The sequence below is a fragment of the Vibrio sp. 1159 genome, from assembly GCF_033340395.1.
Lineage (GTDB): Bacteria > Pseudomonadota > Gammaproteobacteria > Enterobacterales > Vibrionaceae > Vibrio > Vibrio alginolyticus.
In genome coordinates this window covers 59970-81781 of record NZ_JAWOWL010000024.1, presented here as the reverse complement: position 1 = coordinate 81781, position 21812 = coordinate 59970, and the positions used below count along the sequence as shown (strand labels likewise).

Sequence of the window (21812 nt, the reverse complement as noted above, 5' to 3'; positions counted from 1 at the left end):
TCAATACTAAATTATCCCTAAAGAAGCGACCGCTAGTCTGAATACAACTTAAATAGTTATGCAGAAATGCATCCACTCAAAGAGAGTATGCACTCTATCTCTTATTAGAATTTATTGTAAATCCTCTTTGTTATCGGTTGTATATTCGATAAAAGTGTTAAAATACAAACTTTTTATCCAGCCAATTCGTTAATATTTGGTTAAAATTCCATTTTTATTAGTGATAAAGTTCACATCTATTAACCATTTAGAGGATTATTCTTTCGTATTTTCTCACTCCGCTGCTAATCTGCTCGCCGCTTTGAAGTGAACTCAAGGTGCATAACTATAAGGAGTGTTCTCATGAATACCAAGAAACCGATGTCGCTTACCAGCCGCGTAATTTTAGGTATGGTTGCGGGTATCTTGACAGGATTTGCAATTCGCACACTTTTTGCCGACAACGGATTTGTCGACGCATACATTGTTAATGGATTATTCGAAGTTGGTGGACAGATCTTCGTTGCCAGCTTAAAAATGCTTGTTGTACCGCTAGTATTTGTTTCGTTAGTTTGTGGTACTAGCTCTCTCAAAGACCTTTCTACACTGGGTCGCATGGGCGGTAAAACCCTCGCTTTCTACGTTACAACAACGGCTATCGCGATTACGCTTGCTCTAACTATGGGTACTCTGTTCCAGCCAGGTGCTGGCGCTGACCTAACCGCAGCAAGTTCATTCAAATCAGCAGAAGCACCATCTTTGGGTCAGGTGATCATCGATATGTTCCCAACCAACCCTATCAGTGCGATGGCTGAAGGTAAAACCCTGCAAGTTATTGTGTTCGCGGTACTATTTGGTATCGCGATCAGCGCAGCAGGCAAACCTGGTGAACGTATTGCAGCGTTCTTCGCTGATCTGAATGAAGTGATCATGAAACTGGTTGCGATTTTGATGAACTTGGCGCCTTATGGTGTGTTCTTCTTAATGGCGAAGCTATTTACTGGTCTTGGTCTGGGCGCAATCGTCAATCTGGCAGAGTACTTCTTAGTACTGGCGGGGACGCTTGTCCTGCACGGCCTAGTCACTTACAGCTTAATGTTAAAAGGTTTCACTGGTCTAAATCCAATTACGTTCCTGCGTAAGATGGAAGACGCGATCATGTTTGCTTTCTCGACCGCATCATCAAACGCGACGATTCCAGTGACAATGGAAACAGCAAAGCACCGCATGGGTGTTGAGAACCGTGTATCATCGTTCACAGTACCACTTGGTGCAACCGTGAACATGGACGGTACGGCGATCATGCAGGGCGTAGCAACTGCGTTTATTGCTCAAGCTTTCAATATTGATTTAACTATGGGCGATTACCTAATGGTTATCATGACGGCAACTCTGGCGTCTATCGGTACCGCAGGTGTTCCTGGTGTGGGTCTTGTCATGCTTGCTATGGTATTGAACCAAGTTGGTCTGCCGCTTGAAGGTATCGCGCTCATCATGGGTGTTGACCGTCTTCTTGATATGATTCGTACCGCGGTAAATATCACTGGTGACAGTGCTGTAACCGTCATCGTTGCAAAATCAGAGGGTGCATTGGATGAAGCTCGCTTCAACGACCCAATGGCAGGCGTAGCCGAAGAAGAAGTGCACCTGAAACGCGCGGAAGCTTAAACCCTTCCAAGTTAAATTATCCTGTCTAAGCAAAAACCACCTTACTCTAAGGTGGTTTTTTATTTCCAATTAACCCGAAGTCAAAAAGGTTTAGATAAATTTCTCGTCCCCCGAGGTTGTTTCAATTACTAATCGGTAAGTAGTTCGATTCTATATTAGTTCATCTAGAGGGTTAAGATAACTCGCCTATGTTTATTACTTTGAAAATGATATAAGGAACATTTTCATCATATAGAGATACAAATTCCATTATCAAATTAAAGTTCAAAACCAAATCGCGATAGATAGTAGTCTGATAATTAAGTTGGTACTAAGATACATACATCATAATTTCATGTTTAAAAATAGTCTTTTTTATTCATTTTCTCATTTCCAATACTTGCATTAGGTTTCAACGAAAGTATGTTCGATTTTTTTAAGAAATTTAAATATACATTAAGCCCAGAGGTAAAAGGTACTTTAGTTCTTGATCAAAGACCTCTAGAAAATGTAACGGTTTACTTAGAAGCTAATTTTTTAAAAAATAATTACAAAAGGAGTTCAAGTACTAATGAGTTAGGTGAATTTCACTTTAAACCAGTCATACATGCTCAAAGGTTCAAAGAATCAGCTTTGAATCAAACATATTCATATATCGGAATATATACCTATATAAATGAAGAAAAGAAATATATTTGGGAGTCTCAGTTAAACTACGTTTCACCACCTATATTTATAAAGGACAACTTAAGTAATCTTTACTGTGAGCTTGAAGGTACCGAGTTTCGATACTTTTTCAAGAATATCAATCTAGAAAATGCTGGAGATCTAATGGTTATTAGCAACTGCAATTTAAATGGATTTTTATATAAAAGACATTTTTCATAGAGTTTATGATTGTGATGATTATTAAACTCAAAGTTCTTTAAAAGAAAAAGCTATACCTGCACGCCTCAATCAAGTTTAAACATATCAATCAAAGTGCTAATTCGCAGAATATTTCTCTAAAGTAATTCACTACTTAACTTTCGTATACTCCTGATTCTACATAACCAGTTAGTTTGCACTGACTGTACACATAAGTATCATCTTCACCATTTCCAAAATAAGAAAAAGCGAAGTAGTAAACTTCATTGGTTACTTCACAATTCAAATTTCCCATATTTTCTCTAGCAAACTCATAAGTCTCATAACCATCAATTGAAGACTCCCATATCGTCACCTCTTCTCCATTTGCTAGATGAGTCTTCAGGAAAACGAGCACGTATTTCTGATCTAAGTTCAATAAGTCTTGAGACTCATGCTCTTCAAATGCAGGGAAGGCAAACGATCCGTTAGCATCAGTAATAGTTTGAAACTCATGAATGGTTCCACGCACACCGACTCGGAGGACCACTAATTGAGATGACAACGGTTTTACGTTCAAAGTTAGCATACCAATAATATCTGGCGTATACCTGTACATGAAAGGTTTCTCTTAGATAAAAACTTGAATCTGAAAGTACCCTTTCAAATCGAGCAAATCTACTACGGAAAAACGTATTGTTACGAGCTCGTGTGCTTTGAGTAAATGTTAAAAATAACAATTTCTTGTTTGCGCTAAACCAAACATAGAACATGTTTGATGGGCCATACCTACTCCACCATCGAATTCAGTTTTTCTCTGGCTTGTGCTTCGTGTTCTTTAGTGATGGCATTACCGACTGAGTTCGCGGCTAAGGTAAGTGCTGCCATGTCATCGGTAAAACCGACGCCAGCGAGTACGTCTGGCACCATATCGGTTGGTAATACGAAGTAAGCCAATGCTCCACCTAAAATCGCCTTATGGCGAACAGAGGTGTTAGAATCTGTCATCGCGAGCCATGATTTTATGCCCATTACGGCAATTTCTTCACCCGCTTTCCTAACCGACGCTTTCATTTTACGCCAGAAGGTTTTCTCATCTGGTGCTTGCATCGTTTGGTCTAAGACGTCATCGGACGCCGAATTTACAGACATGCTTGTGGTCATCGTGCCTCCTAAATTTATGACTGTGGCATAGATATTAAGGCGATGAACCTGAACGTAGGATTAATAGCGCGTAATGATAATGAAGAAAGGAAACAAAATGGCTAGATAAAAAAATCCCCAAACCGAAGTCCAGGGATTATTGCTTTGGAAACCAAATGGTTTTGAAACCAACAGCTTTGGGAGCCAAGCTTTAGAAGCAGAATGCCTTATTGAACAATCTTCTCCAGTACACGTATCAACATTTTGATACGTGGTTCAATAGACTCAAGCAACAAGTACTCTTGATCGCTGTGGAAGCCCGCACCGATAGGTCCTAGACCATCCAAAGTTGGAACACCAAGAATCGCCGTGTTGTTTGCATCAGAGCCACCACCTACTTCTTTCCAGTTGATGTCGATCGCCAGTTCACTTGCGGCTTCTTCAACTAGCATCATCAGGCTTTCTGTTTGTGGGCTTGGCACCATAGAAGGCTTATAAGCTTCACGAACCAACTCAATTCTCACGCCACCAACGAATGGTGTTTCCAGCATGCCATTTAGCTTGCTATCGACATCATCGTATTCTTCGTTGCTCCAGAAACGCACATCCACGATCGCTTCCGCGTGCTCAGGGACGATGTTCGCACCGTTGCCGCCAGAAACAATGCCGACGTTCAGCGTAGTACCAGATTCAAAGTTGGTCATTGCATTGACAGCCAGAATCCAATTCGCCATCTCAGTGATTGCGCTGCGGCCGTTTTCTGGCTCGTTACCTGCGTGAGCAGCAACGCCATTAAAGGTCATTTTGTAGCGAGCCATGCCTTTGCGCGCTTTCACTAAACCACCGTCTGCACGTGCTGCTTCTGCAACCAGCACATTCTTAGCGTTTTTCGCAACTGATTGAATCCAATCCACAGAGTCCAGAGAGCCCGTCTCTTCATCTGGGTTCATGCAGATAGCGATAGACAACTTATCCAACACCGCTTGGTCTAGATTGCGCATCGCGTATACGATGTTCAGCAAGCCAGATTTCATGTCCGAGACGCCCGGACCGTAGGCTTTCTCTGCATCTTGAGACATTGGACGAAGCTCAGCAGTACCCACAGGGAACACGGTATCCATGTGACCAATCAGCATTACGTCGATTTGCTCAGCTTCCGGCTTGTTTCGAACTTCAAGACCGATGCCCGCTCTGCCACAGTCGATGCGTTTTACGCTCCAACCTGACATCGCTTGGTACTTCTCTTCAAATTGAGAAGCGATAAACTCGATACCATCAGTCGTGTAAGTGCCACAATCCACATTAATCAGCGGACGTAGCTCTTCTAGATATTCATTTAGAGAGAATTGCATGACTCACTCCTAGACAAACAGATTCATCACCAGCATTGCGCCAAACGCGTTCAATACTGAGATTGCAATCATAACTGGGATGTAACGACCTTCAGTACCAATTGGACCCATGATACGACCCATGTACTGAACTTGAGAGCCCATTAGGTAGATAGCAGGCGCAAGAATCGCAATGTGCGTACCGTTCAGGATACCTTGGTCAAACAGCGTAATCACTACGCCAACCGCACCGCCCATCGACATCCAAGCACCGATCAATACCGCTGCTGCTTCACCCGGAAGACCAAACACTGCCATGATTGGAGAAAACACCGTGCCCATCAGATCCAACGCGCCAGTGATTTGAAGCGCTTTGATGATAACGAACGCCATCAATACGTTAGGCACCGTAGAGGTAGTCGCAATTACCCAGCCTTTCTTAGCACCCTCGACGAAGATATCCGTCACCATTGGTTTTTTCGCTTTAACGTCACCCATTATGCCGTCTCCTCTTTTAGGTTCTCTGATTTGTTTGGGTCTTGCTTGTCTTCTTTACCTTCCGTCATGTTCAGGTAGATACGGAACAGGTTCGCGCCGATGATCTTAAATGCGAACATCACCACAACTGCTAAACCAATAGAAGACGTTACTGCTAGAGAGCCGTCAGCTATCGTCAGTGTGAACAGCACAGCACCCGATGAGAAGAAGTTCACGATGGTTGCACCTGCAGTGAACTGGAACATGGTAAATACGTCCGTTTCACGCTTAGTTAGGTGACCTTCATCTTTTAGCTGACGCGTCATTGCCGCACCTGCATCGGTACTTTGTAGAGAAGCAATTAAAGCCAGACCAGAGTTACCAGGGATGCCCATTAGAGGACGCAGAAGAGGAGTAAGAAGCTTACGAGCTGCTTCAAGTGCACCGTAGTGCTCAAGTACGTTGATCATACCTAAGGCGAACATAACAGTTGGAATCAAAGTAAGTGCGAAAATGAAACCGTCGCGAGCACCGCTACCACCAGTACCGCGAAGCGACGTTGTTGCAACTTGCACACCGTCAGCCGTTTCGGTGACACCATACGCCACCTTGCCGAAAGAGCCATTGAGCGTTGTAAAATCGAATACACCGTACCATTCGCTAGATTGCATCAGGCCAGAAAAGAACACAACCGCAAACGCCAGAGCAACGTAGCACCCCAGTGTAACTTTACGCTCAGTTTGAACAGGAATTTTCATAACATTACCTACACATGTGGAACTTAACACATATGTTCACCTGAATAATGTGCTAGAGAGATGATCAAAATCAATCCGCCTGCCGAACATTATCGCGACTCAGTTATGAAGTTTTGTTTTATGATTCCAATCACAATTGAAAGATAATAAAAATTTGTGCTAACAATTAGGTATATTAATCTATGTCGATAGCTCACGACTTCTTCATCAACTCAACAAATGATTCTGACGAATATTGCTTTCTACAACATTCATGACGTACTTCATACTTTGGCATTGAGGCAATATCGATTAACTCGAAAGTAACATTCAGCCACGAAATTTAGGTTAGGATGGCCCGGTCATATGTAAACGGTATAAACCAGAATTAACAGGACTATACGACCCATTGTTACGCTCACAATATAAAATAGCCAAATGGACACTCGCCCTCGTGCTTTGGGTGGTGATGATATGCTTAAGCCAAAATTCTGGTTTCTCGAAAAGCTGCCCGAAGGCTCACCAAATACAGAGTCAGCAAGATGAGAGTGTGAATTTATCACCATCTTGCGACCTTTCAGAAAAGCTGGTTCAAGCGTACCAACATCAGTTTGATCATATTCTTATTCCATTTTTTCTGTTTGCTTTGGTTGTGGCGCTGCCGATGACAACCACAGCAATTCGCTATCTGGAATACACAGAACCGATACCGGAAAAGTATCGGGTTCACCTAAAACTTTGCGTGTTTAGAGAATAAAGCCAGCAAGGCGAGAGACCTTTCGGCCTGACTTTTGTACATATTTTATTCACTTCACATAACAAACAACGAAATTTAAAAGTTTTAGGAAATATTATGACATTCACTCGTACACTTTTGGCGTTAACGATGGCTATCGTACCTGCCGTATCTTTCGCATCAGAAAAGACCGCAGAACAAAAGCTAGAGGAAGTTACTCAGATACTAAAAGAAAACCCTCAAATTCTTGATTCATTGCACCAAAACCTTCAAGAGTACATTGCGTATCAACAGTCATTTGGCGACACCTTGAAGGAGGTTCGTCAATATCTAAGTGATGGCAAACATTCCTCTTTTGGTGCTGAAAACCCTGAGTTAACCATTATTAACGTAACAGACTATAGCTGCCCTTTTTGTAAACGTTTAGAAGGAGAGCTGGTCAAAGTTGGTAAGGAATATCCGCAGGTAAAAGTGCTTAACCTCAATGTCTCTTTTAAAGAACAATACGAGAAAAACGGCTACAACTCGGCAAGTTACGCATTAAATGTTTGGCAAAACCAGCGAGATAAGTACGAACAAGTGCATGAGTTATTGGTGAAAAAACCGGGCGCACATGACGCACGTTCCTTAAATCAAATAGCGAAAAAAACGGGGACAGAAGCACAGCTTGTCGACGACAAAGAGACCAAGGCGTTGCTTGATAAAAACTATCAGTATTTCACGCAACTTGGTTTACGCGGCACGCCCGCGTTGATCATTAATGATCAAGTCATTCCTGGCTATGTGCCGTTTGACGAGCTAGAAAAAGTCATCGACCAAGAACTGGCGAACTAATACAACAAAGCCCTTCCCTGATAACTCAAGGAAGGGCTTTTTCTATCTAGGCTTAAAACGAAGTTCTAACTACTTGTCGCGACCCACAAACGCCACAACGACTTTGTCATTGCCAAGCGAGCGAGAGAACACGTACGCGCCTTCTTGTTCAATTACTTGATGCTGACCCGCACCAATCGCTGGGTGCGCTTTACGGAACTGACCAAGAGTTTGCCAGTGTTTGAGCAGCGCTTGCTTCTCATCAGATAGCTTCCATACCATGTCAGAACGAGTGCCTTGGTGGAAATCGTCCGCGTAAGGACCAATGTTACGACCAACTTCATCACCATAATAAACCTGAACAGCACCAGGACTCAAAAGCAGTGCATTCGCGGCGTTACGCTGCATACCGTAATCTTTGAAGCGAGAGAAGAACAGCTCGGTATCGTGAGAAGACATGTAGCTCACAGGGTTAAAGTCTTTCTCATTGGCGATAGTGTCCGCATAGCTTTGGTAAGTGTCTGCCATTTGGCTGAAACACGCCGCGCCTTTGTCTAACTTCTTCTGCATATCGAAGTTAATCAACGCATCAAAGCCGTCGTCGAAGTAAGGGCTGCGATATGCGGTATGTCCCCATACTTCACCCATCATCCAGAATGGCTGACCTGACTTACCGTTCTCTTTACGCCACTGCTCAAGGCTGCTTGATGCCTCTTCTTTCAAGCGTTTCCACACATCGCCTTCAACGTGCTTCACCGTGTCGACACGGTAACCATCAATACCAAAGCGTTTCACCCAATCAGTTTGCCACTCAATTAGGTAGTCCGAGACGGTGTAATTATCACGCTCCTCAACGCGAGTGCCAGGGTTATCCAATAGCCATTGAGCTGGCTTCACGGCTTTGTCTGATTCAGTGATAAAGTCTGGCAAACCCGCCAATGACATGGTGATATCACTGCTGCCCGGAACTGGGTATCCCGGTAGACCTGTTCTTACCCAGTCACCGCCCCACCATTTCGCCCAGTTTGGACTCTGGTAATCAATATTCTGGTGGTAGCTATGCCAGTTTTCGCCCGCTTTTGGTTTCCAATCCCCCCATTTCTTAGGTAGGTCAGCGTTTGGTTTTAACACCTCAATACCGTCAAATTGCAAATCGGCTAACGTTGAGTAACCAGTGTGGTTGATTACTGCGTCCATCAAGACTTTAAGGCCACGTTTATGTGCCTCTTCCACCAGCTTTTTAAGATCAGCTTCGTTACCGAAGTTCTCATCAATCTTGGTAAAGTCACGCGTCCAGTAACCGTGGTAAGCGTAGAATGGGAATGAGCCGCTATCGCCGCCACCCACAAAGCCGTGTACTTGCTCAACGATTGGCGACAACCAAATCGCATCGGTACCTAGGCTCTTTATGTAATCTAGCTTTTCGATCACACCTTTTAGGTCACCACCGTGAAAGGTACCAATCTCTTCTTTACCGTCTTTCTTGCGACCATAGCTGTTGTCATTGCTCGTATCAGCATTATTGAAACGGTCGACCATCACGAAGTAAATGTTGGCATTGCGGTAATCAAACGGCACTGCTTCTTTGGTTTTCTTCACTGGCTCTAGTAGCACCAAACCGCCTGAATCTTTGCTTGGTGTCAGCGATACTTGCTGATCTTTTACTTCGACCATCTGACCAGAATAGGCATCACGCAACTTGGTGCCATCGGGGAAACTGTCACCCAGCGCGATGGTGACTTCGCCGCCTTGGTAAACCTCACATTGCACTTGTGGGATTGGGCGTTTAAATTCTGTCTTGGCAGCTTTCTTAGGCTCTCGCTTGAAGCGTAGAGTTTTGGCTTCCGCATCAAAAGCAAAAGAGTAATCGCCAGTAAAACGGATTTTTAAAGGCAGTTCTGTTGGCTTTCCACAGTTCAGCGCGATAGGTTTGTTGAATTTGACCTTCTGACCATCAGGCGCGACACAGTCGCCTTCAATACCCGTGATTTTGAGCGTGTATCCGTCTTTGGTTAAGGGCACAACCAAAGGCTGCTCTGCACTTAACGGAAAGTCACGGCTGTTGGTCGTGGTAGCAATGGTGATGTTTGGCTCGGCGATGGCACTTGCCGATGCAAGCAATAAGGTAGTCGTAATCAGATTCAGTTTCATCGTTCAGTCCATTGGTTGCGCATAGGCGCAGTATTCGTGTTGTAGTTTTATTCACACTAATAGTAAATGGATGAAAAACTGAGCACATCATTCTGAAAGGCTACGCCCTAAAGCTTGTGACGCTTCACATTTTGCTTTTATGGGGGCGTAGTTCTACTTATGAGCAGGGTAAAAAGGAGTTTAAAGCTGAATGCTACCAAGGTTACGCATTTGTCTCATCGCCCAATTGACGCGGCTGATGGTGTAAGAAGTCTGAGGGTAAACTTTGATGCGATACGGATTTGGCAGCACCACCGCAAGCCTTGCTGCTTGGCGTGTTGAAAGTTGTTTAGCAGGAATACCAAAGTAGTTTTGCGCAGCGGCTTCCGCGCCATAAATACCTGGACCAAACTCCACCACATTCAAATACACTTCAAGAATGCGTTTTTTACTCCACATTGCTTCCATCAGCAGAGCAAAATAAAGCTCATACGCTTTGCGCACATAAGAGTGTGAAGGAAACAGAAACACGTTCTTTGCAGTTTGCTGAGTAATCGTGCTCGCACCGCGAGAGGGACCGTTCTCGCCAGACTCTGAGATCACTTTAAACAAGGAATCAAAATCCACTCCGTAATGGGTCGGGAACTTTTGATCTTCTGTCGCAATCACGGCCAGTTGAATGTGTTTAGAAATATCACTCAAAGGCACCCATTCATTTTGACTCTCTTCAGGAAATCCTTCAGGAGGAGAAATCATGCGGCTGATCTTCCATCCCCAAATTGGTGGATCGATGTATTTCACTATGCCAACGAGCATCACTGGTAAAAGCAAAAGCACCAATAAGATATTGAACAGAAGGGATTTAATCTTTCTCAAAGTCCGACCTAGCCTGATTTAACAAAACAATATGATGCAAGTATAGAGTATGCAGTCTGTTTATCGTTAGTGAAAACTTGGTCAAAAAAAGCCCGATTTACAATGTAAAACGGGCTTAGAATTTGATTAGACTAAATTATTTGTGCAGCTTGTAGAACACGGTTGAAAGTGGAGGCAAACGAAGCTCAAGTGATTGAGGCAGTGATTCACTTTCAACTTTTTCCGTTTTCACACTGGTCAGCACTTTAAAATCGCTGCCGCCGTATTTGCTGTCGTCTGTATTCAGTAGCAGTTCGTATTGACCTGCATTTGGAACGCCTAAACGAAAGCGCTCGTGTGGTACGGGCGTAAAGTTGGTGATGATCAGAATACGCTCACCTTCTTTACTAATACGCTCGTGCGCTAGGATGCTCGCATCCGCTTCGTCTTGTAGACGCCACTCAAAACCAGCAGGAACACAATCTTGATCGTGCATCGCCGCTTCATTTCGGTACAAGTGGTTCAAATCTCGCATCAGCTTTTGAACGCCTTGATGACGCTCGTATTCTAGCAAGAACCATTGCAACTGATCATCGTGGTTCCACTCCGCCGTTTGACCGATTTCCGCGCCCATGAAGTTCAGCTTTTTGCCCGGTTGACCATACATATAACCGTAGTATGCTCTTAGGTTTGCGGTTTGCTGCCATTCATCGCCCGGCATCTTGTTGTGAATAGAGCCTTTGCCGTACACCACCTCGTCGTGAGAGAGAGACAAGACGTAGTTCTCGCTGTGCGCATAAACCAGCGGAAATGTGATGGTATTGTGGTGGTATTTGCGGTGAACAGGATCTTCTTTGATGTATGAAAGACTGTCGTGCATCCACCCCATATTCCACTTGAAGCCAAAGCCTAAACCACCCATAAAGGTTGGCGCAGACACCCCCGGAAACGCCGTTGACTCTTCCGCAATCGTCATCGCATTCGGGAAGTGCTTGTACACTTCTTCGTTCATCCATTTTAAGGTTGCGATTGCGTCGTAGTTTTCGTTGCCACCGTCGACGTTCGGTACCCACTGATCGTGGCTACGTGAGTAGTCGAGGTAAAGCATCGATGCGACTGCGTCCACGCGAATGCCATCAATATGGAATTGTTCAAACCAGTACAGCGCATTCGATACAAGGAAGCGACGCACATGTTCACGACCGAGATCGTAGATGTATGAGTTCCAATCTTGGTGCCAACCGCGACGCGGGTCCGGGTCGTGGAACAACGGTGTGCCGTCAAAGTTTGCTAAACCGTGGTCATCCGATGGGAAATGCGCCGGAACCCAATCCAGCACCACACCGATACCTGCTTGGTGACACGCATCCACGAAAAATTTGAAATCATCAGGAGAGCCGTAACGGCTGGTTGGCGCAAATAAGCCAACGGGTTGATAGCCCCATGAACCATAGAAAGGATGCTCAGACACAGGCATCAGCTCAACGTGGGTGTAGCCCATATCTACAAGGTATGGCACCAACTGCTCTGCGAGTTCGCGGTAGTTGAGGAAATCACCTTTCTCGTCACGCTTCCATGATCCAGCATGCAGCTCATAAAACGATAACGCTTCATCACGCTTTTGTGTCACTGCGCGGTTTTGCCATTTCGCATCTTGCCATTGGTAACGCTTGTGATCGTAAGTAATGGATGCGAACGATGGGTATTGCTCAGAGTAGAAACCCCAAGGGTCTTGTTTGTGTGGCAGCCCTTCCCCATTTGGCCCTTTGAGCTCAAATTTGTACTGAACGCCTTCTTCTAAGCCAGGAATAAATAGGCCCCAGATACCGTAGTCTAGGCGTTGCATTGGATGACGACGGCCATCCCATTGGTTGAAGCAACCCACAAGGCTAACAGCAGATGCATGTGGTGCATAAACAAGGAAACGCACACCAGAGATGTTTTCACCGCCACGTTCTAGCGTGACAAAGTGTGCGCCCATGTAGTGATACATGTCTTTTGGCGTATGCAGATGCTCGTACTCTTGGTAGATATTGTGGTACTGGTACGGGTCATCAATAATTTGTTCAACACCATTCCAATCGACCGCTAAACGGTAGTGGGTCAGGTGTAAATCGCGTTGCTCTTTTAAGATGAAACCGCTGTCGCCATCACGCTCAAGCGCCACGCGAGGTTCACCATTAACAAGCAGTTCAACCTTGTTTGCGCCCGGCATCCAAACTCTCAGCGAAGCTTCGTCGTCAATGAATGGACCCAGCGCCGCAAATGGATCTGAGTAAGCCGCCTCAGCAAGCAGTTCGTATGCGCGTTCGTGTTGTTTCTTTATTTTCTTGGTTTTGGTGGTTTTCAAATCTTTCTCCCTAGAGCCAACATCCTTTTCAAGACCAGAGATCTGAATCAAACATCGGTTTCTCCACAGCCAACGTTGTGAACTCACAAAAAGACTCCGCTTCTCACGTTCGTTGCGTAAACGGCGTCAAAATACAAAAATGCCCGCTATTGTCGCGGGCATAATAACGGTACTTCATCCTAACGGATTGTGTTTTAGGAATGAGTGACCTAGACGGAACTTTCGTACCTCTGAGCTAACAAAATTGGTAATCAGCTCGTCCATCTACGTCACTCTAGGCATCTTACTTACTCGCCTGTTCGCGAACTTCAGTAAGGCGTTTAGAAATACGATTCACATCTTCACGGCTGAAGATTTCATCTAGGTTCATCGACAATTTACGACGCCAGTTTGGATACTCATCCACCGTACCAGGAATATTGACCGGTTGATCCATTTCTAGCCAGTCTTCAAGCTGAACACTAAGCAGTGCAGAGTCACCCGCGGCTACGTGCAGTTGCAGCGCTTCGCTTAGGTATGAATCCATTGGCACGTACTGAGCATCATGACCAATGCCTTCTGGCAAATAGCCATGCCAGCGAACACTGTCTAGAATGCCTTGTTTGCACTTCAAGCGGTCAGCGAATAGGCCTTCCAACTGCTGCTCATCAGGGTACAGACCAATCTCACGCCCCATCTTCAAGTCATCACAGTGCCAGAAACCGCGTAGTGTTGGCATATCGTGCGTACACAGCGCAGCCATAGACTGCTCTGCGTAATGCTTCGGAGAAATAAAGCCGCCGTCCTCTTTTGAGGTTTCGAAGAAGAAGACTTTGTAAGAGTGCACACCTGCATCACGTAGGATATCAACGATTTCATCTGGCACAGTACCTAAGTCTTCACCAATCACAGAGCACTGATGGCGGTGCGACTCAAGCGCTAGGATTGCGAGCATGTCTTCCACTGGGTAGTACAAGTACGCGCCTTCTGTCGCTTTCTCGCCTTTTGGAATCCACCATAGACGCAATAGGCCAAGTACGTGGTCGATACGCAGTGCACCACAATGCTTCATGTTGGCACGTAGCAACTTGATGTACGCATCGTAGCCTGTCGCTTCCAACACTTGAGGGTTTAGCGGAGGCAGACCCCAGTTTTGGCCTAGTGGACCAAGTACATCTGGTGGTGCACCGATGCTTGCATCCAATACTAGCGCGCCTTCGTCAGCCCATGTTTCGCTGCCTGAATCTGCAACACCAACCGCAAGGTCGCGGTACAAACCCACAGCCATGCCTTTTTCTTCGGCTAGCGCTTGCGCTTCTTTGATTTGATCGTCTGCGATCCATTGCAGGTACATGTACAAGTTAACACGATCTTGGTTGTCCTTAATGTACTTCTGAGTACCAGCTGCGTCGAATGTGCGGTATTTCTCAGGGAATACTGGCCAGCCCCACATGTTTGCATCTTCTGCATGTAAATCAGCATGAAGTGCATCGAATGCAGCTTGGTGTAGCAAGCTGTCGCCGCCTTTTTCAACAAAGTCCAAGAAGGCACGAGCGCGATCAGTGTTCTTGTCTAAATGGCGAGCTTTAAACTCACTGAATAGCAACGGAAGAACGCTCATTTTTAGTTGCGAAACTTCGGTGTAATTCACCCAATGAGAGTCTCGCGCTTTTTGTAAACGTTGTTGGAACTCTGCACTACCGACACGTTGTTGTGCTTCTGCACTTAGCGCGAACTCAGGTACAGAGCTTACGTCGATGTACATGATGTTCAACCAACGACGAGAAGACGGGCTGTATGGGCTTGCCCCTTCTGGATTCGCAGGGAACAGCGAGTGAATAGGGTTCAAGCCAATGAAGTCACCGCCACGAGAGGCAATATCACTCACCAGTTGTTTTAGGTCACCAAAATCACCGATGCCCCAGTTATGCTGAGTACGCAGTGTGTAAAGCTGGATACTAGGACCCCATAGCTTTTTGTGTTGGTTTAGATCGTCTTGTTTGAAACACGCTTTCGGCGTAATGATCAATGACATCTCGTAAGGTGTTTTACGACGCTTACGACTGATGATCAGTTTGTGATAACCCCAAGCCAAGTTCTTTGGCAATGCAAACACTAGAGGGCCACCCTCAGCACGCTCATCACGAACAATTTGGGACTGAAGATAGCCTTCAAGTACCTCTCCTTGTTCTGTTTCTAAACGCCAGCTGAATTCACTCTCACGAGCACTCGTACCTAGGTTTAGTTCCACTTCGACTGGTTCGCCGTCGCGTAAAACAAGAACAGGGGCTAGTACGTCTTTTTTATGTTTCTTTTCAGCAGAAGCCAGTAGTTTTTCATCACTGCTAGTATCGTAGCCAAGCGAAGCGAGCAAGCGGCGTAGCGTCTCCTCAGACACTTTAGCCTCATCTCCCCAAGCACTGACATAGCTATCAGCCAATCTCGCCATTTCCGCGACTTTCTTTAATGCTGTTTGTTCTTTCATCGCTTTCTCCGAAGGTAATACCAACACCTTCCATGTAGGGTTTTATTGTTATCAATAACTTCTTTTGGAAAATGACCAAAGGTAGCGCTTGGCTACCTTGGTCTTAACTAGGTTCTATTAGCGTTTCACCGCTTCAAGTTTCCAGATATTGTTCACGTAGTCGCGGATTGAGCGGTCTGACGTGAACTTGCCAACAAGGGCGGTATTAAGAATGGCCTTCTTCGCCCAGCCAGCTTGATCTTTATATTGTTCGCTCATGTCTTCGTGTGCTTTCACGTAAGAGGCGAAATCCGCGAGACATAAGTATGGGTCACCACCGTCTAGTAGGCTGTCGTATGTGGCACGCAGTAAGCCTGGTTGGCCTGGTGTGAACTCTTCACCCAATAGCAAGTCCATTGACGCTTTGAGTAAGTGATCCGCATTGTAGTAATCAAATGGGTTGTAACCTTGAGCTTTCAGCGCTTTCACACCTTCAACATCTAGACCGAAGATGTAGATGTTCTCATCGCCTACTTCCTCACGAATCTCAACGTTTGCACCATCCATTGTACCGATAGTTAGCGCACCGTTTAGCGCCATCTTCATGTTACCTGTACCTGATGCTTCTTTACCCGCTAGCGAGATTTGTTGAGAAACGTCAGCCGCAGGGATAATGATTTCAGCCATGCTCACGCGGTAGTCAGGGATGAATACCACTTTCAGCTTGTTACCGATGCGAGGATCGTTGTTCACCTTGTCTGCAATCTTGTTGATTGCGAAGATGATTTCTTTCGCTAGGTGGTAACCCGGTGCTGCTTTTGCTGCGAAGAACACAACGCGTGGCGTACACTCAAAACCTGGTTCATTAAGAATACGGTGGTACAGAGACAGTACGTGTAGCAAGTCTAGATGCTGACGTTTGTACTCGTGCAGACGCTTGATTTGAACATCGAAGATTGCATTAGTATCGAGCTCGATACCCATGTTCTCTTTCACCCAAGTTGCTAGGCGTTCTTTGTTCTCTTTCTTCACTGCCATGAATTCTTTTTGGAATGTCGCGTCAGTAGCGTACTTCGCAATACCTTCAAGTTGCTCTAGTTTCGCTGGCCATTCTGGGCCGACTTTCTCAGTGATAAGCTGAGACAGACCTGGGTTACAGAACTTCAACCAGCGACGTGGCGTAATACCGTTCGTTACGTTGTGTAGACGTGTCGGGTACATTTCGTGGAACTCTGGGAATAGGTCTTTCTTAACCAATTCAGAGTGAAGTGCTGCTACACCGTTTACTGCGTAAGAGCCGATTACACATAGGTTTGCCATGCGAACCATGCGGTGGAAACCTTCTTCGATGATAGAAAGCTTCTGTTGTTTCGCGACATCACCCGGCCACATTGCACGTACGTCTTGTAGGAAGCGGTGGTTGATCTCGTAAATGATCTCCATATGACGTGGTAGCAGGTGCTGGATTAGCGACTCTGGCCATGTCTCTAGTGCTTCTGGAAGTAGCGTGTGGTTGGTGTACGCAAATGTCTTAGAGCTGATTTCCCAAGCCGCTTCCCAAGCTAAACCTTTTTCATCCATCAGGATGCGCATTAGTTCAGGAATCGCAATCGTTGGGTGTGTATCGTTAAGCTGGATAGTCTCTTGCTTAGGTAGATCCGCTAGCGAGTAGCCCGCAGCTTCGTGGCGACGTAGGATGTCACGTACAGACGCTGCTGAGTGGAAGTACTGCTGCATTAGACGCAGTGTTTTACCTTTCTCGTGGTTGTCGTTCGGGTAAAGCACTTTAGTGATGTTACCTGCGTCGATCAGTGCGTGCTGAGCTTCAAAGTAATCACCATTGTTAAAGCTTGCTAGTGAGAATGGTGCAATCGCCTGACATTCCCAAAGACGTAGCGGGTAAACCGTGTCTGATTCGTAACCCACAATTGGAAGATCCCAAGGCATTGCTCTTACTGTCATGCCTGGTACCCATTTGCGAACCTCTTTACCGTTCTCGTTAATCACTTCAACGTGACCGTAGAAACCGATCTCTTGCGCAAGTTCTGGACGCGCAATTTCCCAAGGGTAGCCTTCTACACCGCGCCATGCGTCAGGTGCTTCTTGCTGGCGACCATCTTTGAATGACTGTTTAAATAGACCGTATTCGTAATGTAAACCATAGCCGACAGTTGGGAATTCTTGTGCCGCACATGAATCCATGAAACACGCAGCCAGACGACCAAGGCCACCATTACCCAATGATGGGTCGCGCTCTTCTTCTAGCAGATCAGTTAGGTTGTAACCTAGTTCAGCCATTGCTTCTGTTACTTGTTCGTACAGACCCATGCTGATTAGGTTGTTACCAGTCAAACGACCGATAAGGAATTCTAGCGAAAGGTAGTTAACGCTCTTCGCACTTTTGATGCGTGGATCTTCTTCTGTCGCAAGCAAATCTAGAGTAGTAAATTCAGCCAGAGCATGCCCCATTGCTAGGTACCATGCGCGGCTGTCTGCGTTTTCAATCGTATGAGCGTAAGTTACAGATAAGTGTTTCTTTACGCTTTCTTGGAACGACTTCTTGTCAAATTGTTTTTGTTGAGTAGGTTTCATTACGAAATTCTCACGTCTTTTGGTAATTCATCTGCCATACATCGTGCATTTACCTCTGTGAATAAACATCCTCCTAATTCTCATCCTTTGAAGGAGGAGGGCTGAGGGCGTAGAGGGGGTACCATTGCTAGGTTAGTGATCCAAATCTCAACAAAGTGAACTTTGCACCAGTTCTTAGTGATTTTGATCACAATGGAATGTGAGAAAGGTTAAAACCCGTTCATGACGCTTTTTATAGTCCACTCATCTGATGATGTGAAAATTGTAATATCGGTCACATTAACTCGGTCAGCGTAGAAGAACTTTTCGTAATCTATGTGCAACGCGATCTTAACGCTAACGAAACAAACGACATTTAAGTGACGACAATCACAAATAAAGGGCGTAGTTGATGGTAAATCCATCAACCCTTGAGAATTAGGAAGTGGATCAAAGTAACGAACATTTCTGATGTCGTAACATCCCTCTCAGCTCACAGGATTGTACGCTTTTTATACAAACTAGAATTAGGCGATGTGAGTTATTTCTAGTTTTCGCTAGCTTTTATATCTAAGTGACCGTATGGAATGGTTTTTCAGACGGACGCAAGCCCCAACAGTAGCGACATTATCCGGCATTCAAACAGTGTTTTTGATGCTGATGACATCATTCAGTAAGACGGCTTTCAAGGGGGCTTTACTAGAATGATCACGTTGCTGTCATTTGGGTATACATAAATAAGGACATAACTACTAATGTGGATTCCATCTAAGCTTACTCGACCAGGACGCCTGCACAATGCCATCGTGCGCCCACGAGTGTTGGACTTACTACAGCAAGCGCCTTACTACAAATTGGTTTTATTCCGATCCCCAGCAGGTTACGGAAAAACAACAATGGCAGCGCAGTGGCTATCCGATAAGCCAAACGTCGGTTGGTACAGCATTGATGACAGCGATAACGACGGCTTTCGCTTTGTAAACTATCTGCTTCAAGCATTAAACAAAGCCACCAACTTCAGTTGCGCTAACGCACAAAAACTGGCGGAAAAACGTCAGATCTCGTCTTTACGCTCCCTATTTAGCGAAGTATTCGCTGAAATGGCTGACTTTCATCAAGAATGCTACGTGGTGCTTGATGACTACCATTTAATCACGAATGATGAAATCCATGAATCCATGCGTTTCTTCTTAAAGCACATGCCAGACAACCTCACCGTTGTGGTAACCAGTCGTGCAGCGCCGCCTCTGGGCACTGCAAACTTACGTGTTCGTGATTTAATGATCGAAATCGGCAACGAGATGTTGGCGTTTGATACCGAAGAAACCACTCGCTTCTTTAACCAGCGTATCGCCGATGGTATTGATGAAGACATGGCGAACAGCCTAAGAACCTATGTTGAAGGTTGGCCATCGGCGATGCAGTTGATCGCATTACAAGCCCAACATCAAAACCGCACATTGGCACAAACTGTAGAGTCGGTATCGCAGTTCAATCACGCGCACTTGTGGGATTACTTGGTCGAAGAAGTGTTTGACCTACTCGATCACGAAACTCGTCACTTTTTAATGCAAGTATCCGTGCTTGACCACTTCAATGATGAGCTAGTGTTTGCCCTTACCCAACGCGAAGATGCACTGGGAATGATTGAATCGCTTAACCGTTACGGCTTATTCATTTACCCACTCGAAGGGGAACAGAACTGGTTCCGATTCCATAACTTATTTGGCGAGTTTTTGTCTCATGAGCGCCAAGCTCGTATTCCTCAGCAAGAAAAAGATCTCCACCGCAATGCTGCTATCGCTTGGTTACAGCAAAAAGCACCACACCAAGCGATTCATCATGCACAAAAATCGAATGATAAGGACTTAGTGGTAGAGATCCTAAACGAATTCGGCTGGAAGATGTTTAACCAAGGCGAACTCAGCACACTGGAAAGCTCAATTAACAAGTTGGACGATGATCTGTTGTTCAGCCACCCAAAACTTACGATGCTCCGAGCATGGTTGGCTCAAAGTCAGCATCGTTATAACCAAGTGGGCCACCTGCTTGAAGAAGCGGAAGAGGAACACAAAAAGCGTAACATTGCGTTAGATATTCATTATCAAGGTCAAGCAAACGCGTTGCTTGCTCAAGTGGCTATCAACAGTAACCAACCAGAAAAAGCTCTCGAATTAGCGGAGCTAGCGCTTAGCCAACTTGATAACACAATTTACCGTAGCCGAATTGTGGCGACTTCGGTTGTTGGTGAAGTTAACCACGTGCTAGGTAAACTAGACCGTGCTTTGCCGATGATGCAACAAACTGAAAAGCTAGCTCGTCAGTATCAGGTATATCACCAAGCGTTATGGGCAATATTGCAGCAAAGCGAGATTTTAATTGCACAAGGTTACGTGCAAGCTGCCTTTGAACTACAAGATTCCGCATTTCGTCTGATTGAAGATCAGCAGCTTCAGCATGTTCCTCTTCATGAATTTTTGCTGCGTATTCGCGCGCAAGTACTTTGGTGCTGGAACCGACTTGATGAAGCGGAAGAATGCGCGTACAAAGGTCTGCAAATTCTCGAAAACCATTCACCAAGCAAGCACTTACATAGCTATTCGATGTTGGCGCGTATTGCGATTGGACGCGGTGAATTAGACAAAGCCGGTAAATTCATTGAGCACATCCAACACTTGATGAAACAGTCGACTTACCATGTAGATTGGACTGCAAACGCTTCACTATCGTTGATTCTATTTTGGCAAGCGCGCGGGAATACCGATGCAATGCAAGAATGGCTCAACACTGCGGTTCGTCCTGAATCGGCATGCAACCACTTTTCTCAATTGCAATGGCGTAACATTGCCCGCGCCCACATTAACTTAGGCCAATATACCGACGCTCGTGCTGCGTTAGATTTCCTCCAAGGTGAAGCTCGTCGCACTAACCTAATCACAGATACTAATCGCAACTTAGTGGTTGAAGCGGTCCTTTCTGCTCGCCAAAAAGATGAGGAGCAAGCCAAGGCTCTGTTAAAAGAAGCATTAGTAATGACGAACCAAACTGGCATGGTCGGAAACTTCCTGATTGATGGTGCAACCATTGGCGGTCTGCTGGAGAAGTTGAGCCTCCGCCATGAACTGGGCGATCTTGAGCGTCACCGTGCTCAACAGTTAATGAAGGACATTTCATCGAATCAACGTAGCCGGTCGATTCACTTTGATGAAGACTTTATTGAAAAGTTGGTGAATCACCCTAATGTGCCAGAGCTAGTACGTACCAGCCCATTAACACAACGCGAATGGCAGGTTCTGGGACTGATTTATTCAGGCTTTAGTAACGAGCAAATCGCACAAGAGCTGGATGTGGCAGGTACGACAATTAAAACCCACATTCGCAACCTGTACCAAAAGCTTAATATTGCTAATCGTAAAGAAGCCATTGTGACAGCTGAAAATTTGCTACAGTTAATGGGATACTGAACTGCTAGATAAACGGGTTAAAACGTAAAGTAAAACACAAGGGTTGGCGTAACACGTCAGCCCTTTTTTATGACTGACAGGAAGAGAAGTGCAATTTGCAAAGCACGTAAGTAACGTTGTTCATATAAAAAAATAGCCAACCGCAATAATCGCGATTGGCTTATATTTAGTGTGAACAAATTGTATTCACTAACAACGTCAGTTGGCTAGGTGACCCTCGGCTTAAGAAGGGTCGAGCAGTATTATGCATTAATCATGCCAAAATGCAAAGACTTATTTTTGGGCACAAG

General features: G+C 45.3%; 15 protein-coding genes. 5 read left to right on the top strand and 10 right to left on the bottom strand.

All coding sequences use genetic code 11. The features are described from left to right. The first annotated feature begins 342 nt into the window (after nt 1-342). Both R7127_RS17830 and R7127_RS17825 read left to right on the top strand, forming a co-directional pair. On the top strand, nt 343-1647 hold the full coding sequence (locus R7127_RS17830; protein ID WP_025768631.1) for a dicarboxylate/amino acid:cation symporter: 1305 nt from the start codon (nt 343-345) through the stop codon (nt 1645-1647). Between the two features lie 402 nt (nt 1648-2049). After that, nucleotides 2050-2514, top strand: a complete 465-nt coding sequence (locus tag R7127_RS17825; protein WP_033906666.1) for a DUF6795 domain-containing protein — start codon at nt 2050-2052, stop codon at nt 2512-2514. Nucleotides 2515-2647: 133 nt separating this feature from the next. Here the strand turns inward: R7127_RS17825 and R7127_RS17820 are convergent, their stop codons facing one another. From R7127_RS17820 to R7127_RS17800, 5 genes are all read right to left on the bottom strand, one after another. Continuing rightward, nucleotides 2648-3091, bottom strand: a complete 444-nt coding sequence (locus tag R7127_RS17820; RefSeq protein ID WP_033906665.1) for a DUF6795 domain-containing protein — start codon at nt 3089-3091, stop codon at nt 2648-2650. A 170-nt stretch (nt 3092-3261) separates the two neighbouring features. After that, complete coding sequence (locus tag R7127_RS17815) at nt 3262-3636, bottom strand: YkvA family protein (RefSeq protein WP_033906664.1); 375 nt, start codon at nt 3634-3636, stop codon at nt 3262-3264. Between the two features lie 206 nt (nt 3637-3842). Next, nucleotides 3843-4967, bottom strand: coding sequence for a M20 family metallopeptidase (locus R7127_RS17810; RefSeq protein WP_064376876.1), 1125 nt, complete (start codon nt 4965-4967; stop codon nt 3843-3845). 9 nt (nt 4968-4976) lie between these two features. Next, nucleotides 4977-5444, bottom strand: a complete 468-nt coding sequence (locus R7127_RS17805; RefSeq protein ID WP_005374849.1) for a YjiG family protein — start codon at nt 5442-5444, stop codon at nt 4977-4979. Next, entirely contained in the window at nt 5444-6181 is a 738-nt protein-coding gene (locus R7127_RS17800; protein ID WP_064376878.1) for a nucleoside recognition domain-containing protein, read from the bottom strand. The genes R7127_RS17805 and R7127_RS17800 overlap by 1 nt, the downstream gene beginning before the upstream one ends. Before the next feature lie 448 nt (nt 6182-6629). Here R7127_RS17800 and R7127_RS17795 point away from each other — a divergent pair, with 448 nt between their 5' ends. Both R7127_RS17795 and R7127_RS17790 read left to right on the top strand, forming a co-directional pair. Next, on the top strand, nt 6630-6917 hold the full coding sequence (locus tag R7127_RS17795; protein ID WP_081107505.1) for a hypothetical protein: 288 nt from the start codon (nt 6630-6632) through the stop codon (nt 6915-6917). A 96-nt stretch (nt 6918-7013) separates the two neighbouring features. Beyond that, complete coding sequence (locus R7127_RS17790) at nt 7014-7730, top strand: DsbA family protein (protein ID WP_005374842.1); 717 nt, start codon at nt 7014-7016, stop codon at nt 7728-7730. Between the two features lie 69 nt (nt 7731-7799). On the opposite strand, the gene R7127_RS17785 is transcribed toward R7127_RS17790, so the two are convergent. From R7127_RS17785 to R7127_RS17765, 5 genes are all read right to left on the bottom strand, one after another. After that, complete coding sequence (locus R7127_RS17785; protein ID WP_042522184.1) at nt 7800-9860, bottom strand: alpha-amylase; 2061 nt, start codon at nt 9858-9860, stop codon at nt 7800-7802. A gap of 180 nt (nt 9861-10040) precedes the next feature. Then, the gene (gene mtgA / locus R7127_RS17780) at nt 10041-10715 is read right to left on the bottom strand and encodes a monofunctional biosynthetic peptidoglycan transglycosylase (protein ID WP_025768637.1); all 675 of its coding nucleotides are present in this window, start codon (nt 10713-10715) and stop codon (nt 10041-10043) included. Between the two features lie 136 nt (nt 10716-10851). After that, nucleotides 10852-13044 carry a 1,4-alpha-glucan branching protein GlgB gene (glgB, locus tag R7127_RS17775; protein WP_238796075.1) on the bottom strand — a complete coding sequence of 731 codons (2193 nt, stop codon included), beginning with the start codon at nt 13042-13044 and terminating at the stop codon, nt 10852-10854. A 283-nt stretch (nt 13045-13327) separates the two neighbouring features. Then, the gene (gene malQ / locus R7127_RS17770; RefSeq protein ID WP_167415837.1) at nt 13328-15508 is read right to left on the bottom strand and encodes a 4-alpha-glucanotransferase; all 2181 of its coding nucleotides are present in this window, start codon (nt 15506-15508) and stop codon (nt 13328-13330) included. Nucleotides 15509-15625: 117 nt separating this feature from the next. Next, on the bottom strand, nt 15626-18079 hold the full coding sequence (locus R7127_RS17765) for a glycogen/starch/alpha-glucan phosphorylase (protein ID WP_005374836.1): 2454 nt from the start codon (nt 18077-18079) through the stop codon (nt 15626-15628). Nucleotides 18080-18813: 734 nt separating this feature from the next. Here R7127_RS17765 and malT point away from each other — a divergent pair. Further along, nucleotides 18814-21522 carry an HTH-type transcriptional regulator MalT gene (malT, locus tag R7127_RS17760; protein WP_005374834.1) on the top strand — a complete coding sequence of 903 codons (2709 nt, stop codon included), beginning with the start codon at nt 18814-18816 and terminating at the stop codon, nt 21520-21522. The last annotated feature ends 290 nt before the right edge of the window (nt 21523-21812 follow it).

Coding starts and splice junctions, on each gene's coding strand:
- R7127_RS17805 (WP_005374849.1), bottom strand. CDS start 5,444: ATGGGTGACGTTAAAGCGAAAAAACCAATGGTGACGGATATCTTCGTC.
- R7127_RS17810 (WP_064376876.1), bottom strand. CDS start 4,967: ATGCAATTCTCTCTAAATGAATATCTAGAAGAGCTACGTCCGCTGATT.
- R7127_RS17815 (WP_033906664.1), bottom strand. CDS start 3,636: ATGACCACAAGCATGTCTGTAAATTCGGCGTCCGATGACGTCTTAGAC.
- R7127_RS17825 (WP_033906666.1), top strand. CDS start 2,050: ATGTTCGATTTTTTTAAGAAATTTAAATATACATTAAGCCCAGAGGTA.
- R7127_RS17765 (WP_005374836.1), bottom strand. CDS start 18,079: ATGAAACCTACTCAACAAAAACAATTTGACAAGAAGTCGTTCCAAGAA.
- R7127_RS17790 (WP_005374842.1), top strand. CDS start 7,014: ATGACATTCACTCGTACACTTTTGGCGTTAACGATGGCTATCGTACCT.
- R7127_RS17820 (WP_033906665.1), bottom strand. CDS start 3,091: ATGTACAGGTATACGCCAGATATTATTGGTATGCTAACTTTGAACGTA.
- R7127_RS17795 (WP_081107505.1), top strand. CDS start 6,630: ATGATATGCTTAAGCCAAAATTCTGGTTTCTCGAAAAGCTGCCCGAAG.
- malT (WP_005374834.1), top strand. CDS start 18,814: ATGTGGATTCCATCTAAGCTTACTCGACCAGGACGCCTGCACAATGCC.
- R7127_RS17830 (WP_025768631.1), top strand. CDS start 343: ATGAATACCAAGAAACCGATGTCGCTTACCAGCCGCGTAATTTTAGGT.
- malQ (WP_167415837.1), bottom strand. CDS start 15,508: ATGAAAGAACAAACAGCATTAAAGAAAGTCGCGGAAATGGCGAGATTG.
- R7127_RS17785 (WP_042522184.1), bottom strand. CDS start 9,860: ATGAAACTGAATCTGATTACGACTACCTTATTGCTTGCATCGGCAAGT.
- R7127_RS17800 (WP_064376878.1), bottom strand. CDS start 6,181: ATGAAAATTCCTGTTCAAACTGAGCGTAAAGTTACACTGGGGTGCTAC.